Annotated in this window: 14 protein-coding genes, 1 tRNA gene and 1 pseudogene; 6 read left to right on the forward strand and 10 right to left on the reverse strand. The window is 66.8% G+C overall.

Annotated elements, in window-relative coordinates:
- Positions 1 to 94 precede the first annotated feature (94 nt).
- The 3 genes from AV521_RS35250 to AV521_RS35260 are packed head-to-tail and all read right to left on the reverse strand — an operon-like array spanning position 95 to position 2,648.
- Complete coding sequence (locus tag AV521_RS35250; RefSeq protein WP_076094437.1) at positions 95 to 1,258, reverse strand: oxygenase MpaB family protein; 1,164 nt, start codon at positions 1,256 to 1,258, stop codon at positions 95 to 97.
- A gap of 60 nt (positions 1,259 to 1,318) precedes the next feature.
- Positions 1,319 to 2,371, reverse strand: a complete 1,053-nt coding sequence (locus AV521_RS35255) for a polyprenyl synthetase family protein (RefSeq protein WP_076094439.1) — start codon at positions 2,369 to 2,371, stop codon at positions 1,319 to 1,321.
- Positions 2,364 to 2,648 (reverse strand): polyprenyl synthetase, encoded by a 285-nt coding sequence (locus AV521_RS35260; protein ID WP_076094441.1) that lies wholly within the window; start codon positions 2,646 to 2,648, stop codon positions 2,364 to 2,366. The genes AV521_RS35255 and AV521_RS35260 overlap by 8 nt, the downstream gene beginning before the upstream one ends.
- Positions 2,649 to 2,927: 279 nt before the next feature.
- On the opposite strand from AV521_RS35260, the gene AV521_RS35265 reads away from it, so the two are divergent.
- On the forward strand, positions 2,928 to 3,515 hold the full coding sequence (locus AV521_RS35265; protein WP_179023628.1) for a class I SAM-dependent methyltransferase: 588 nt from the start codon (positions 2,928 to 2,930) through the stop codon (positions 3,513 to 3,515).
- Positions 3,516 to 3,533: 18 nt separating this feature from the next.
- Here the strand turns inward: AV521_RS35265 and AV521_RS35270 are convergent, their stop codons facing one another.
- The 3 genes from AV521_RS35270 to AV521_RS35280 form a co-directional block, all read right to left on the reverse strand.
- Complete coding sequence (locus AV521_RS35270) at positions 3,534 to 4,376, reverse strand: DUF6454 family protein (protein WP_079249553.1); 843 nt, start codon at positions 4,374 to 4,376, stop codon at positions 3,534 to 3,536.
- Between the two features lie 59 nt (positions 4,377 to 4,435).
- Complete coding sequence (locus tag AV521_RS51450; protein ID WP_256725794.1) at positions 4,436 to 4,711, reverse strand: hypothetical protein; 276 nt, start codon at positions 4,709 to 4,711, stop codon at positions 4,436 to 4,438.
- Positions 4,712 to 5,324: 613 nt separating this feature from the next.
- A tRNA-Gly gene (locus tag AV521_RS35280) sits at positions 5,325 to 5,398 on the reverse strand.
- A 611-nt stretch (positions 5,399 to 6,009) separates the two neighbouring features.
- On the opposite strand from AV521_RS35280, the gene dcd reads away from it, so the two are divergent.
- Positions 6,010 to 6,585 carry a dCTP deaminase gene (gene dcd / locus AV521_RS35285; RefSeq protein ID WP_076094448.1) on the forward strand — a complete coding sequence of 192 codons (576 nt, stop codon included), beginning with the start codon at positions 6,010 to 6,012 and terminating at the stop codon, positions 6,583 to 6,585.
- A gap of 13 nt (positions 6,586 to 6,598) precedes the next feature.
- Positions 6,599 to 7,117 (forward strand): phosphoribosyltransferase, encoded by a 519-nt coding sequence (locus tag AV521_RS35290; protein ID WP_076094449.1) that lies wholly within the window; start codon positions 6,599 to 6,601, stop codon positions 7,115 to 7,117.
- A gap of 215 nt (positions 7,118 to 7,332) precedes the next feature.
- Here the strand turns inward: AV521_RS35290 and AV521_RS48835 are convergent, their stop codons facing one another.
- The 4 genes from AV521_RS48835 to AV521_RS35305 form a co-directional block, all read right to left on the reverse strand.
- Complete coding sequence (locus tag AV521_RS48835; RefSeq protein WP_143658702.1) at positions 7,333 to 7,635, reverse strand: hypothetical protein; 303 nt, start codon at positions 7,633 to 7,635, stop codon at positions 7,333 to 7,335.
- A 735-nt stretch (positions 7,636 to 8,370) separates the two neighbouring features.
- Positions 8,371 to 8,754: a hypothetical protein gene (locus tag AV521_RS35295; RefSeq protein ID WP_076094451.1), complete on the reverse strand. Its 384-nt coding sequence runs from the start codon at positions 8,752 to 8,754 to the stop codon at positions 8,371 to 8,373.
- A gap of 122 nt (positions 8,755 to 8,876) precedes the next feature.
- The gene (locus AV521_RS35300) at positions 8,877 to 10,340 is read right to left on the reverse strand and encodes a recombinase family protein (RefSeq protein WP_256725795.1); all 1,464 of its coding nucleotides are present in this window, start codon (positions 10,338 to 10,340) and stop codon (positions 8,877 to 8,879) included.
- 213 nt (positions 10,341 to 10,553) lie between these two features.
- The gene (locus tag AV521_RS35305) at positions 10,554 to 11,639 is read right to left on the reverse strand and encodes a Yip1 family protein (RefSeq protein WP_179023630.1); all 1,086 of its coding nucleotides are present in this window, start codon (positions 11,637 to 11,639) and stop codon (positions 10,554 to 10,556) included.
- A 227-nt stretch (positions 11,640 to 11,866) separates the two neighbouring features.
- Here AV521_RS35305 and AV521_RS35310 point away from each other — a divergent pair, with 227 nt between their 5' ends.
- The 3 genes and pseudogenes from AV521_RS35310 to AV521_RS52910 form a co-directional block, all read left to right on the forward strand.
- Positions 11,867 to 12,190 carry an antibiotic biosynthesis monooxygenase gene (locus tag AV521_RS35310; protein WP_076094456.1) on the forward strand — a complete coding sequence of 108 codons (324 nt, stop codon included), beginning with the start codon at positions 11,867 to 11,869 and terminating at the stop codon, positions 12,188 to 12,190.
- A 359-nt stretch (positions 12,191 to 12,549) separates the two neighbouring features.
- On the forward strand, positions 12,550 to 12,909 hold the full coding sequence (locus AV521_RS52905; RefSeq protein WP_079249554.1) for a hypothetical protein: 360 nt from the start codon (positions 12,550 to 12,552) through the stop codon (positions 12,907 to 12,909).
- Between the two features lie 876 nt (positions 12,910 to 13,785).
- Positions 13,786 to 14,196, forward strand: a pseudogene (locus tag AV521_RS52910) (serine protease); the annotation flags it as partial.
- Positions 14,197 to 14,443: the final 247 nt, after the last annotated feature.

A 14,443-nucleotide genomic window follows, 5' to 3' on the forward strand; every position in this document is an offset into this window, starting at 1 on the left:
GTGATCATCGCACGACCTTGATCCACTTCTGAAACACGCCCTAGGGGCGCGCGGCTCGTAGGCGCCGTCATGCTCGCCTTCTGCAGCGGCACCGTCAGGGCGCGACGGTGGGTGCGGGAGGAGTCCAGCGATGGGTGGGGGGCACGTTGCCGCTGATGCCGAAGTCCTTCTTCAGCTGTTCGGGGATGGCGTAGTGCATGACGCGGCCGCGGGTGAGGGAGGACAGCTCGAAGACGGTGGTGAGGTGGCCGAGGCGGTCCAGAGCCCAGGCGCCCAGCGGTGAGCTGTCCTCGATGGTCTCCAGCACGCCGAGCAGGCTGGGCAGGATCTTGACCACGCTGTCCCAGCCGGTGCGGGGGACCCGGAGCCAGTCGGCGCAGGTGTCGCCGACGAGATAGCGGAGGAGGGCGGAGACGATGGGGTCGAAGAAGGTGCCGGGGACGACCTCCTCGTAGAGGTCGATCAGCTGTCGTGTCAGATGGGCGCCCTCTTCCGAAGGGCCCATGTGGCGGATCATGTACAGGTCGAGGAACTGCCGGGCCTCGTCCAGGGTTTTGGGCACGGCGCCCTGGTCGACCCCGAGGATGGCGCCGACCACGCGCCATGCGTAGAAGTACGCTTCGGCGCCTTCGGTGGACATGTGGATCCCGAGCCGGTGCAGGCTGTCCAGGACGAGGAGGGAGAAGAACATCTGCCCGCCGATCATGTCCTCCTGGCAGATCGGCGTCCCCATGGCCTCGGTGTCCCAGCGGTTCTCGCGCTTGAGGTGGTGGCGGATGGAGGCATGCAGGAGACGGACCTTCTGCGCGGCGGGGATGAAGCGGCTGCCTGCTTCGAAGGCACCGGGCTGCATCAGGTAGACGGTGAACTGGCCTGTCTCCGCCATCCGCTTGGACGGGTAGTTCAGCCCGTGCGTGGCGGACAGCAGCTTCGCGACGTGCGGCACGACGTAGCAGGCGGGCATGGAGGCGAAGGACAGAGCGGTGGAGATGTGCACGTTGTTGTCGATGAAGAACAGCCGGGCCTTCTCCATCTCGCCCCAGTCCACCCAGGACGGGGGCACGCTGGTGGTCTGGAGGTACTCGCGGGCGACCTCGGGCAGTCCATCGGGCAGGGGTGAGCCGGCGGTGGAGACGTAGCGCATCAGGGTGTTGAACTTGCCGACCTCCCCCCGCTCGAACAGTGTGGCCACGACGGCGTCGGCTAGTTCGTCGCCGGACTGGCGCAGGGCGTTCATCGAGGCTTCGGTGTAGGTCATGTGAGCAGTCCTCCTCGACAGGCTGCACGGGGTGTGCGGGGGCCGTTGCGCGGAGCGGGGTCAGTTGCGGCGGTCGGTGGCGGAGTGGGCCAGAGCGGTCAGCGCCCTCCGCGCTTGCTGAGACGTGTCGAGCCCGCCCAGGCGGCCGACGGCTTCCCGCACTCGGGAGGCGATCATGTTTTCCACTTGTTCCGGGGCCTTGACCGCGACCATCAGCTCGCGTACGTCCCGCAGGTGCTTCTCGTCGAGGTCACGGCGCCCCAGCACGCCGGCCAGACGCTCACGCTGTGCGGGAAGGGCGGCCTGCCAGGTCATGGCCAGCAGCGCGGTGGGCCGGTGGCCGCGGATGTCGTCCAGGCTGGCCTTGCCCGTGCGCTCCGGTTCGCCGAAGAGGCCCAGCAGATCGTCGCGCAGCTGGAATGCCTCCCCCAGCGGAAGCCCGTACGCGGACAGGGCGGCCCGCAGCTCCGGGGAGGCGCCCGCGAGCAGGGCACCGATGAGCAGGGGCTGCTCGACGGTGTACTTGGCCGTCTTGTAGCGGACGACCTTCAGGGACACGTCCGGGTCCGGGTGGGCGCCCGTGCTCAGGATCTCCAGGCATTCGCCCGCGATCAGTTCCCGCGCGAGTTCCGCCCACATCGGCCTGGCCCTGGCCAGGTAGGCGCCGGGAAGGCCACTGGCGGCGAACAACTGCCCCGCCAGCGCCATCAGGTGATCCCCGACCAGCATGGCCAGCGAGCGGGCGGCAGCGCGCGCCTGTGGACGCCCGGTGAGGGCGGCCTGCAGGGAGACGTGAACGGTGGGCAGGTGATGACGCAGTGGGCTGTCGTCGATGATGTCGTCGTGGACGATCGCCGCGGCATGGACGAGCTCCATGGAGGCAGCCGCACGCATCAGGGCGTCGCTGTCGGGCTGGCCGGCCGCACGCCACCCCCAGTAGCAGAATGCCGCCCTCAGGCGCTTGCCGTGCCGCGCGGCCACCTGCAACTGCTCGGCGACCGGCTGCAGAGCGTCGTCGATCGCGAGAAGCTGTTCGGCTTCGCCTGTCAGGAAGTCGTCCAGAAGGGCGTCGATACGGTCTTTGAATCCGGCCGGATCCCAGCGGTCAGACATCGCTGGCGGACGCCGCCTGCCGGGCCACAGCGTGCTGGGCCAGCACCTCCAGGTGGGCCGGGGGAGCAGATGCGATGCGATCCAGGGCGATACGGCCGCGGGCCATCAGGTCCCGCTGCGCATCCCGTGCGAGTTCGGGCCCGTCAGACCGGCGCAGCAGTTGCTGCATGGTTCCGGCGGCCGAGCCGATGGTGCTCACTGCCAGGTCCGCCAGACCCGCGACGAGCAGGACCGCCTGCTCGTCCAGACCCCGGCCGCTTTTCGGAGTGGATGTCATACCGATCCCCCTGCGTTGTCGGTCAGATGCGGCACACGCCGGCTCGCTGCGCTGCCGATCACAGGATGACCGTGTGATCACTCCGCTTTGCCCGAATTACCGCATCGAGTGATCACATGAACGGGTTTGCGATCCGAGCCCGGCCGACCGTAGGCCAGACAGCTCCGGCGGTCGGCGAGCCGGGACAGGTCTCGACTGATCTTGTTCCAGGCGGCTGATCCGATGCCGGGTAACGGCCGGCGGTTTGTGCTGTGTTCACTCGGGGGTAGCTCTCGGGCCATGCGTGACTTAGTGCGGGAGCAGTACTACCGGCATCGTGCCCCGGTCTACGACGAGACCAGCTATCGCGGGGACGAGATGGTGAACGCCGGACTGGACCGGGAGACGGCCGAGATCGGGAAGCTGCTCAACACCCTGCCGGAGGGGCGGGTGGTGGATGTCGCCTGCGGGACGGGCGTGTGGACCCAGTTCCTGCGCGGCGACGTCGTCGCCCTGGACCAGAGTGCGGAGATGCTTCAGCTGACGCACGCCCGGGTGCCGCAGGCCCGGAGAGTGCAGGGCCTGTTTCCGCCGCTGCCGTTTGCTACCGGTGGCCTGGACCGCATCGTCACGGGCAACTTCTACGGGCTGCTCAGACCGCCTGAGCGGGCCGTCTTCCTCGCCGAAGCGCGGCGTACGGCCCGCGAGCTGATCGTGATCGACCTGCGCAGTGACGGCGACCTGCACGAGGAGCAGACGGAGCTGCGGACCGTCGACGGGGCCACCTACCCGATCTTCCGGCGTCGCTTCACCCCCGAGAGCCTGAGCATGGAGCTGGACGGTGAACTGATCTACCGCGGGCGCTACTTCCTGGCCGTACGGGCGTGACCAGCACGGCCCGAAAGGTCATGCAAGCGGTGTCTCCAGCGTGAGCAGATGAGAGTCGCCCGCCGCTTCGCCGTCGTCGGGTGCGGCGAACATCCGTAGGGTGCTGCCGTCGATCTCCAGATGGACCGCGTTGTAAGTGACGACACGGCCGGCCGGAGACAGGGTCGTCACCGGAGCCTCGTGCTCGATCCGGCCCGACTTGACGTCCACGACAGCGATACCGCCGAGACTGAAGACGCCAGTGCCCGCGAGCGGGTACTCCGCGATACCGGTGCACACCATGTGACCGCCGCCGGCCGTGACGCAGGTCTGGTAGTCGACGAAGTGGCTCTTGTTGTCGACCCGATGGACGAGCCGCCCTTCGGCGGTGAAAGTGAGCAGCCGCCTGGATCCCCACGTCACGGCGTGCAGCAGGCCGGTCTCGCGGTCGCGGACGATGCCCCCGATGTGGTCGTCGAAGCGGAACGCCTCGGTGACGGCCAGAGTGCCGGGATCCACGCGGTAGACGATGGAGCGGGAGTCGGGCCGGTACTCAGCGGTCGGCACCCAGAGGGAATCACCGTCGAAGTCGATGCCGCCGGGGTGGTAGACCGTGTCCTCGCCCACGGTGACGTGACCCAGCGCCGCGCCCTCGGCGCTCGTGACGAACACATGCCCGACGCCACGACCGGGCGTGCGGTCGTAGCCGTCCACGGGCTTGTCGTACGGCCTTGTCGCTTCGATGATCTCGGCGGTCGACACGTAGAGCCGGTGATCGTGACCGCGGGTGATGCCCTGGGGGTGATGGGCGGCGAAGTCGAACGGCACCTTGCCCTGCACCGTCCAGACGGTGCTCCGGGAGAGCTGTCGCACGGCTGTCACAACGGCCTCGTTCGAGTCGTCGCGCCCAGTGACGGCAATAGGAGAGTCGTATGGATCACTCATGATTCGTCAACGACCCCTTCGCGGGGGTGTAACGGGGCTCCCTTCACATTCGGCAGGCTCTCCATGGAAGGGAGGAGGCGGGGCCGCGCCACTGTGAGGCCGGAGCCGTGCTGACGGTATTCCTCCACGGGAATGGACTCGACTCCGTTTGGCAGGCCGTCGAGGTGGTCGATTTCGTGGCGGATGAGGAGGGCGACGGCGGAGGCGTCGTCGGGCGGCAGGACGACGGCCGCTGCGCGGGCGATGCCGATCTGCGGGGCGGCGATACCCATGCCCTTGGCGAAGGGGTGTACCTGGCCGATGCGCTCGATGGACGACGCCGAGGTCTCGCATGCGCTGGCTGGGCCGCACCTCGATCACCTGAGTCATGGAGGTCTCGGCGTACTCGATCCACACGGATTCACCAGCGTAGAGCGGGAATCGTCCCCGTTCGTTGTCGAACAGCAGCCAGACTTCCTTGCCCTCTGCTGCCGGCTCAGGTTGTCGCGGCTCAGTGGGTGCACGGCGGACGAGACCACGCCCGCGCCCCGCCCGAAAGAGCCAGTGCATCAGGGCATCACAGGAGTGCTCTGAGGCGTCTGGCTTCAAGGACACCGTCGTCGGTGAGGGCAACCTCGGAGTTCTCACCCGTCAGGACACGCTAGACCCGGACCAGTCCCCGTTGTTCCAGCTGGAGGGCGAGGATCAGACGCGCGAGGTTGGCGTGCGTCTGACGCACTGCATCCTGGCTCGTCCTCGCCGCGCGCGGACCCGCGCGCGAAAGTGGCGTTCGGTAGCCCTTGTGGCTGCCGCCTGGTCTCGGCTTAGGGCACGAAGAGGGCACGCCACCCCCGAATTGGACTAGACAACAAACAAACCCCAGGCCACCGACCTGGGGTTTCTCTCTGGAGCGGGTGACGAGAATCGAACTCGCGCTCTCAGCTTGGGAAGCTGATGTTCTACCATTAAACTACACCCGCGTAAGTACGGACATGATCCTCGCGGAGTCCTTGTCCGGACCTTGCTCACTGTACATCATCGCAGACCCCTGGTGCCCGGACCCTCGGGGGCTGAGTCTGTTTCAGGGGCGGGATCCGGCTGCGGGCGGGGCGAGTTGGGGCGTACCGTGGAGGCCTGGCGGAGGGGTCGGGTGAGGCCGGAGTGCCGCCTGGAAGGCCCTCTCTTTAATCCCGTAATGTGGCTTTTGTCGTCAGGGCGTGGGTAGGCCCGACGAGGCTCTTGGGGAAGGGACTTAAGGGACTTGATGGAACGCACCGTCGTCCGCTGCGCGGACGGGCACGTCTTCAGCACCGCTTCGTTCCCGATGCAGCAGGCCGATCGGCTCGGCCCCGGCCGGCTCATGAGGTGTCCCCGGTGTGCCCGGCTCCGCAGTGTGGTGCCGGTCGCCCTGGAGAAGCGCTAGCGGGCGGAGGCCGTGGCGGACACAGACAGGCCGCAGCGGTGACACCGGTAACAGAAGCAAGCAGGCTTGCGCAGGCAAGCAGCCGTAACACCGGCAGGCAGCGGTAACGCAGGCGCGCGGAGCCGTCACGATTGTCACGGCTCCGCGCGCCTTGCGTATCCTCGCTACGTGCTTCTCTCAGACAAGGACATCCGGGCCGAGATCGACGCCGGGCGGGTACGGATCGATCCCTATGACGAAACCATGGTGCAGCCGTCGAGCATCGACGTACGACTGGACCGGTACTTCCGGGTGTTCGAGAACCACCGGTACCCGCACATCGACCCCTCGGTCGAGCAGCCCGATCTGACCCGGCTGGTCGAGCCGGACGGGGACGAGCCGTTCATTCTGCATCCCGGGGAGTTCGTGCTCGCCTCCACGTACGAGGTGATCTCGCTTCCCGATGATCTCGCCTCGCGGCTCGAAGGGAAGTCCTCGCTCGGGCGGCTCGGGCTGGTCACCCACTCCACCGCCGGGTTCATCGACCCCGGCTTCAGCGGGCACGTCACCCTTGAGCTGTCCAATCTCGCCACGCTCCCGATCAAGCTCTGGCCGGGGATGAAGATCGGCCAGCTGTGCATGTTCCGGCTGACCTCGCCCGCCGAGTTCCCCTACGGCAGTGAGCGCTACGGCTCCCGCTACCAGGGGCAGCGCGGGCCGACCGCCTCGCGGTCCTTCGTCAATTTCCATCGGACCCAGGTATGAGGACGACAGCGGCATGAGTGACACGCAGGGCGTGCGGGAGAACCTGACCTACGAGGCGTTCGGCGCCGCCATCCGCGAGCTGGCGCAGACCGTCGCCGACGACGGGTACGAACCCGACATCGTGCTCAGCATCGCCCGGGGCGGCGTGTTCGTCGCGGGTGGGCTCGCGTACGCCCTCGACTGCAAGAACATCCATCTGGTGAACGTCGAGTTCTACACCGGGGTGGGGACCACCCTGGAAATGCCGGTCATGCTCGCGCCCGTCCCCAACGTGATCGACTTCTCCGACAAGAAGGTGCTGATCACCGATGACGTCGCCGACACCGGCAAGACGCTCAAGCTCGTGCGCGACTTCTGCCTGGACACCGTCGCCGAGGTGCGCTCCGCGGTGATCTATGAGAAGTCCCACTCCCTCGTGAAGTGCGAGTACGTCTGGAAGCGGACCGACGACTGGATCAACTTCCCGTGGTCTGTGTTGCCTCCATGCCGTAAGTCTGGCACGCCGATCACGCCGTCGAAAGATGCTCTCTGACGCTCGTCTGGCACTGGCCCGATCTGGCCTCGGCGCCCCGTTGCCGCCTTGTGTGTGGAGGCGTCGGGCAGATGCAAACGTCTAAGCTCGTGAGATTGTGTCCTGCCGTTGCAACGCGGTGCAGACTTCTCACAATTGGGGCCCCGGCACGCATCCGATCGTAACGTTTACTGAACTCCACAATGAATGGCGGTGTCCGACTGCCTACCGTCGCGCTACTTATCGCTAGGGCTGAATTCCCAGGTGGCGTGAACTGAGATGGTGCCGCGTTCTATAGAATTTCGCAGGGCTTGAATGGCGCTGACGATATCTTTTCCTGCGCCTTCAACCCCCGCACTCCATCGGCGCCCCTGATCGGGGTTGTCAGTGATGCCTTCCACCTTGACGTCCCGAACTCCCGCCTCCCAGATTGCATTTTGCAGATCTTTTTCAACCTGAATAAGCTCGTTGGGATCCGATGTGACGACATGAATCTCGGCGTTCCATCCCCCTGTGAGTACGTCACCGCCAGTGCACATCATTACCCCTTCGCGACAACCGTTCCCAGGATGATGGAGACTTCAGCGATTAGGCAAGCAATGGCCGCCTCGTATAGGAGATTAAACCTTGTTATCTTGCGGCCATTCGCGGTCAGTCGGCCATAGAGTGCTCGCACAGAGCGCTCATCGATGACACGTCTGCCAGCATTCCAGCGGTCAGCGTTGAGCATGTCCTCCAAGTCTGGCCCATGCCACACCTTCACGGGCCACAGGATGGCCATGACGAGGCCCACTTGTAGCGCAATTACAGCCCAAAGCGCGATGGATACCGCCCTAGGGAACGCCGGTGCGGACTTCCCTCCAAGTAGTCCTACAGTTGACGCGAATGTCACAACGAACGCGGATATGACGGATAGTCCACTAGCTCTATTTCTCAGATTTCCGATCGTTGCATCTTGTTCGGAGAAATATCTCATGGCCGTTTCGTGGGCCAACTCCACATACTCGCGTGAAGGGTCAACTGGAGCGCCCATAGGGAATCATCTCCAGGGCAATAGCGCTGCATCTAAGGAGATAGCGCGTGGTCGCTTGCGGATCCGTTTGGGCGACTAGCGGATGGCCAGACGCTGAGCGCCAAGTGACGCTTTAAGCATGGCGCTCAGTTGCATGCGATGCAACTCGGGAAAAGTCACGCCTCGATTCCTCCGGCCAGCCATGAGAAGACTGGATCCTGTTGATATTGAAGCGGAGTCCTACCTAGCTACATGACGCCGCTCAGAATGGCAGCTCCGGCCTGGCGGTTCCTCGCTTGATCGTCATGACCTGCTCGTGGAAGTCGCGTGAGGCGGCTTCGCGGGGGTATCGGGACCTGAGTTCGTTGTCCAGTTCGTCAGCGACTAAAAGCAGGGACGGGAGGGACTTGCGGTCGGCTTCCAGGGCCTTGATGCCCATGCCGATGGCCTCTTCGATCTCGCCCATGCGGGCGGCGGCCACTCCGAGTGTGAGGCGGGCTTCTGCGGCGCGCATGGGTGAGATCTCAGTGCCATCCGGGCCGGTGCTGATACGGATCATCGATCGGGCGTGGGCTGCGGCGCGCTCGTCGTATCCGAGGAGTCGGTAGGCGTCCATCTCGTAGAAGTAGAATGGATCAAGAAGCATCTTGCGCGGGCTCCGGCACGGGACAGGGCGTGGGTAGAACGCGCTCGGCGGCTGCACCGAAGGATCACATGGCAACAGGCCCCGGGCGCTCCGGGGCCTCTCGGCGTTTCTGTGGTCCGACGTCACTCCCGCCAGACAGGCTCGATCAGATCAGGATCGAAGATCCGCTTTCCCCTACCTGCCGGGTGGATGATCACCGCCGACAGGCTGTGAAGGATGATCTCCTGTTGGCGCTCGATGGGGAGATCGAAGAACTCCTCTTCCGTCAGGTCCTCGGTGCGGCCCTTCGCCTCCCTCTGCTTCTGTTCCTTGTAGAACCGGGACCGCTCAAGCTTCAGTTCGTCTCGGAGTCGCTCCTTGGCAGGCAGCAACTGCAAGAGCATCGAAACGCTGATCTGCTTCGTGTTCTCCGCTGTAAGGAGTTGGCGGATGTCGGCGTTCACCTCCTCCAACTCCTGCTCTCGTGGCCACCGCTGATCCTCGGGCGCATCGGAACCTGCGGCCTTCTCACGCTTCTCCTCAAGCACCAACCGGACGATGTGTTTGTCCACGGGCTGACCCACGCGCCCGACCTTGCCGCACCCGCCGTTGACCACTGAGCACTGGTAGCTGTACTTCGATGCCTTGGAGCCGGGCTGCCACTTGCGGTTGAGCTGTCCCCGGATCTTGGTCTTGCACAGTCCGCATCGCGCGATGCCGGAGAGGAGGTACTTGCGGGCGAGTGACTGTCCGGGCCGCTGCTGCTTGCGCTCGGCAATCGTTGCGCACACCGCCTCCCACTCCTCGACGGTGTTGATCGGCTCCCAGTCACCCATGACGGGCTGTCCGTCGTCGCCGTACAGAATCTCGCCGTGATACGTCCGGTAGCCGACCAACCGGGGGTTGGTGAGGATGTGCTCGACGTGGTGGTGGGCCATGCGCTTGGTGCCCTCGCGCGGGTTCCCCAGCCCCTGTTCCTGCCACCGCGTTCGAATTGTTCCGATGCGGACTCCGGCCAGCACTTCCCGCTGTGCTGCCCGGATCGCCTTCGCGGCCTCGGGGTCGACCTTGCTCCGATCGTCCCTGCGCCAACCGTACGGCGCCGGACCGCCGCTGTCCTTTCCCTGCTGGGCCAACTCCAGGTGCTTGCGCCTGATCCGGCGTGAGGCGTCATGGGAAGACTTGTTGGCGAACGCCACCATGATCCGGGCCATGGTGCGGCCGTCCGGCGTCCCCAGGTTCACGTCATTGGTGACCGTCGCGAACTCCAGTCGTGGCCGCTCGTCGAAGATCTCGATCAGTCGCTCAAGGTCGCGCGGCTGGCGGGCGAGACGGTCGAGGTCGTACGCCACGATCCCGTCGATGAGCCCGGCGCGGAGATCCTTCAGCATCAGCTCGAACTCGTCGCGCACCACGTTGCGCTTGAACGCGGACACGTCGTTGTCCTCGTAGACCTTCACGGCCTGCCAGGAACGGAGATCGGCGAGACGCTCGCAGTCCGCTTGCTGCCGGGCGACGCCTAACGCCTCGCCCTCGTCGTCCCGCGAGATGCGGGTGTAGATCCCCACCTTGCGCGCCACTGTCGGGCCCTCCCCTAGCTGCGCCATGCTGCGACGATGGGGAAAGAGCCTACTATCCTCATTCAGTTCAATCAGCTTCGAGCGTCAAGCCGCCCGTCGTGAAGCGGGCCGGGCAGGTTCTCGACGCCTGATCCCGACCCTGATCCTGACCTTGGTCGTTCCTGTTCCGGGTACGGAAAAGGGCCCCGGCTTCCTCGCCGGGGCCCTCTCGTGTGCCGGTCACGAGGACCGGTCCGCGTACTAGAACGTGCCCAGCTTCACTATCGACAGCAGCGCGATCAGCTGGATCGCGGACGCGCCCAGCGCCTTCGGCCAGGGCAGGTCGTGGGAGCGGGAGACCATCAGGGCCAGCAGGGCGCCCGCGCCGATCCAGGTGGCCCAGCCGAGGAGCTGGACGAAGCTCGCGTCGCCGCCGAAGAACATGGCGACGACCAGGCGCGGCGCGTCCGTCAGGGATGTGATGAGCATGGACAGGCCGACCGTCGGCTGCCAGGCGCCGTCGCCGCCGAGCTGGCGGGCCAGGGTGTGCGTGACCACGCCCAGGATGAACAGGCCGAACACCATCACGACCGCCGTGATCAGGACGATCGGCACCGCGTTGGAGAGCGTCGCGCCGATCGCGTCCTTGCGGGCGCCGTCGAAGCCGAAGACGGCGAGCAGGCCGTAGAGGAAGGTGGTGATGAGCGCCGGGGCCCACATCGTGTAGTCCCGCATGCGCAGGAAGGTCTGGTTCGGGGAGAAGATGATCCCCTTCAGCAGTTCCTTCCAGTGCAGCGGCGGGCCCAGTGGAGCCGCGGGCGCCGCGGTCGAACCGGCCTGGTAGGTCGAGCCCTGGGTGTAGCCGGCGGCCTCGTCGACCGAGAACGCCTGGGTGTGGCCCGGGTTGTTGGCCGCGTACGGGTCCTGCCCCGGGGCGCCGGCCGGGTAGCCGCCGTCGTCGCCGAAGTACTCCGGTCCGTCGTCGGCCGGGCCCGGATGACCGTACGACTGCCCGGGCCGGCCGTACGGCTGTCCCTGCTCCGGGTACGACGGCTGCTGCCCCCGGTGCGGGTACGACTGCTGCGGGTACGGCCGCTGCGGCGCCTGCGGGTAGCCGCGCGAGGGCCCCGTGGGCTGCCCGTACGACGGTCCCGCGGGCTGTCCCTGCTGCGGTCCGCGCCGGCCGTACGACGGTCCCTGCGGCGCCTGCTGTCCTTGGGGGGTGCGGTTGTCCCGGCCCCCGCGTCCGATCCTGAATCCAGCCACGTCATCGAACGTACCTGGTCCCGGAGAGTGACGTGCGGGCCCCGGGCGTGCGGGCCCGGCTTTGCGGCCGACCTGTGACATCCCCTAAGGGACTGTCAGGGACAGGGTTCGGGGTTCCTCAGGGGGCTCCCCGGGTTTGGGGCCGCCGTGCCGCCCTGGGAGCCGACCGTTCTGTCCGCGGCCGGGGTTCCCGAGCCCCGAGGTGCCGCTTCGCGCGCCCACGCGGTGGAGAGCTCCGCGGCCCACCGCCACGTCACTCCACCACGTCACTCACGCTCTCCTGATCACCCTTGCGGCAGGATGGGGCCATGAGCGTAGTCAAGATCAACGTACTGACCGTCCCGGCCGAGCAGCGGGAGACGCTGGAGAAGCGGTTCGCGCACCGGGCCCACGCCGTGGAGAGCTCCGACGGCTTCGAGTGGTTCGAACTTCTCCGCCCCGTCGACGGCACCGACAACTACCTCGTCTACACGCGGTGGCGCGACGAGGAGTCCTTCCAGGCTTGGCTTGAGGGCCCCATGAAGGCGGCGCACCAGGGCGGTGAGAGCGGCGAGAAGCCGAAGCCCGCAGCCACGGGTTCGACCTTGTGGTCCTTCGAGGTCGTCCAGCAGGCCGAGCCCAAGAACGCGTAGGGAACCTGCTCGGGGGCGCCTGCATCTCCCTGTCCGGGAGGCAGGAGCGGAGGCGCCCGGCCTCCGCAGGGTGGCCTCACCAGGGGGATGTTCGCATGACACGGCGGACTGCAGCGGTCTCGGCGATCAGTCTGACGGTGGTTCTGGCTGTTGCGGGCTGTGGTGGGGGCAGTGACCACGTTGCCGCAAAGCCGACAACCGGACCGTCACGGACGTCCGCGCCACCGACGACCACCAAACCGTCACAGACGCCGGCGTCCCCGTCGGCAGGCGCCTCACGAGCGACCGCCTGCCGAAGCGAGCAGCTGCGCTGGAGGCTGACCCGCCTCGCCGGCACGTCGGACAAAGCACCGGCGGCCATGCTGAGTGCCACCAATCCCGGCACCACAGCCTGCGCCTTCGACGGCAACCCGGATCTCAACGTGTATGTGGGCAAGGGGGCGTCGGTCTCGTCGGTGCCGAAGACCACCAAGCCGATCCGGCTGGTGCTGAACCACGGCCACGGGGTCGAATTCCCGCTCTTCTACGAGACCTCCGCCTCTCCCCACGGGAGCTGCTTCATTCCGGCCGACAACAACCCCCGTATCGATGTGCGGGTACCGCACCCCGCGAGCGGCGACTACGGCGCCTTCGTGGAGATGCGCGACGTGCATGGCCGACCCGTGCCCGCGCAGGTGTGCGGGATCACCATCCACCTGGGCTCGCCTCGGTCGCGGTAGGGCGCCGGAGCGGATTGTGGGGATGGGGTGTGCATCCTTTACCAGATGTACACATCCTGACGAACCGTGCGATCATGGGGGCAATGACCGTTGACCACGGTCGAGTTGATGCCGCCTCTCGGCGGCACGGGGGAACGCATCGGGGGGTGCGCTGTGATGTGGACCGGCTCGTTCGAGGTGGCCGCACCCGCTCAGGGTGGGTAATCGCCGTCCGGGCACGCCCAGTTGCCGCCTGGGGCCTGACCGTCCTCGGTCCCGCTTCAGCCCCGCTCCAGTCCCAGGCCGGGTCTCGCACGACTGACAGCTCTGGTCGATATGACGCAGTCGCGCCTCGCGCTGCGTGACGGCCCTTCTTCTCGCGCATGTCCGCAAGCCGGCCCGACCAGCCCGCTCGACATGCCTGATCCGGAGTCAATGCACTTGCTCACCAGACGAATACGTTTCACCGCCGCCGCCACACTGTGCAGCGCACTGCTGCTGGGCCACGCGGCAACGGCACAGGCCGCCACACCGGCCCCGGCCGCGACGCCCGGCGGATCCGCGGCAGCCAAGCCGGCACCCACCGGCAAGACCGCCTCCGCGCCGCGGCTCTCGACGTCCACCACGCCGTCGCCGTCCAGCAAGGACAAGGGCAAGGACACCGGTACCGATACCGGTACCGGCAAGGGCACCGCCAACGCCAACTGGACAGTTCAGGACGCCATCCGGTTCTGGACGCCCGAGCGCATGGCCTCCGCCACCGACCCCTCGGGCCGGGCCGCCCGGCCGCAGGGCTGGACGGCACCGCGCAAGACGCGCTCGGGCGTGGCCGCTGTCGACGGTGACCACTTCGAGGGCATCAAGTCCGTCGGCATCCTCTTCCACACGGACAAGGGCATGAAGGCCCACTCCTGCACGGCGAGCGTGGTGCAGAGCGGAGGGCACAACCTCATTCTCACCGCGGGGCACTGCGTCGGTGGCAACGCGGCGTTCGTCCCCATGTACGACTCCGCCAAGACGGCGAGCGCGCAGCAGTTCGGCGTGTGGCCGGTCAAGGAGTGGTTCCGTGACTCGCAGTACGCCGCGGACCGGAGCGCCAACTCCGATCTGGACTTCGCCTTCGCGAGCCTGAAGGACAACGGCGGCCGGAACGTCCAGGACGTCGTGGGCGCCAACACCCTCGCCCGTACACCGGGGTTCGTCAACCAGGTGACCGTCGTCGGCTACCCGATGGTGGCGCACAACGCGCAGGACCGCGCGTTCCGCTGCGCGAACGTATGGACGACTCCGCTGCCGGCCTACAACCAGATGCAGATCGACTGCGCCGGCATGTGGGGCGGGGTCTCCGGCGGACCGTGGTTCTCCAAGCTCGACCCCTCGGGCGACACCGGCGAGATCATCGGCAATGTGGGCGGCTTCCTGCGGGGCGGCCCCGATGTGGACCCCGGGGATCCGCTGTACAACCGGATCACCTACAGCCCCCTGCACGGCGACCGGTTCTTCCAGGACTACGACGACGCCCAGCAGGGCCTGCACGCCGATCGCGGCCCCTACC

The organism is Streptomyces sp. IMTB 2501, assembly GCF_001953885.1.
Classification (GTDB): domain Bacteria; phylum Actinomycetota; class Actinomycetes; order Streptomycetales; family Streptomycetaceae; genus Streptomyces.

Excerpts from the sequence above, each read along its gene's own strand:
- AV521_RS35250 (WP_076094437.1), bottom strand. The coding sequence starts at position 1,258 with ATGACCTACACCGAAGCCTCGATGAACGCCCTGCGCCAGTCCGGCGAC.
- AV521_RS35255 (WP_076094439.1), bottom strand. The coding sequence starts at position 2,371 with ATGTCTGACCGCTGGGATCCGGCCGGATTCAAAGACCGTATCGACGCC.
- AV521_RS35260 (WP_076094441.1), bottom strand. The coding sequence starts at position 2,648 with ATGACATCCACTCCGAAAAGCGGCCGGGGTCTGGACGAGCAGGCGGTC.
- AV521_RS35265 (WP_179023628.1), top strand. The coding sequence starts at position 2,928 with ATGCGTGACTTAGTGCGGGAGCAGTACTACCGGCATCGTGCCCCGGTC.
- AV521_RS51450 (WP_256725794.1), bottom strand. The coding sequence starts at position 4,711 with ATGGGTATCGCCGCCCCGCAGATCGGCATCGCCCGCGCAGCGGCCGTC.
- AV521_RS35290 (WP_076094449.1), top strand. The coding sequence starts at position 6,599 with ATGAGTGACACGCAGGGCGTGCGGGAGAACCTGACCTACGAGGCGTTC.
- AV521_RS48835 (WP_143658702.1), bottom strand. The coding sequence starts at position 7,635 with ATGTGCACTGGCGGTGACGTACTCACAGGGGGATGGAACGCCGAGATT.
- AV521_RS35295 (WP_076094451.1), bottom strand. The coding sequence starts at position 8,754 with ATGCTTCTTGATCCATTCTACTTCTACGAGATGGACGCCTACCGACTC.
- AV521_RS35300 (WP_256725795.1), bottom strand. The coding sequence starts at position 10,340 with ATGGCGCAGCTAGGGGAGGGCCCGACAGTGGCGCGCAAGGTGGGGATC.
- AV521_RS35305 (WP_179023630.1), bottom strand. The coding sequence starts at position 11,639 with ATGTCACAGGTCGGCCGCAAAGCCGGGCCCGCACGCCCGGGGCCCGCA.
- AV521_RS35310 (WP_076094456.1), top strand. The coding sequence starts at position 11,867 with ATGAGCGTAGTCAAGATCAACGTACTGACCGTCCCGGCCGAGCAGCGG.
- AV521_RS52905 (WP_079249554.1), top strand. The coding sequence starts at position 12,550 with ATGCTGAGTGCCACCAATCCCGGCACCACAGCCTGCGCCTTCGACGGC.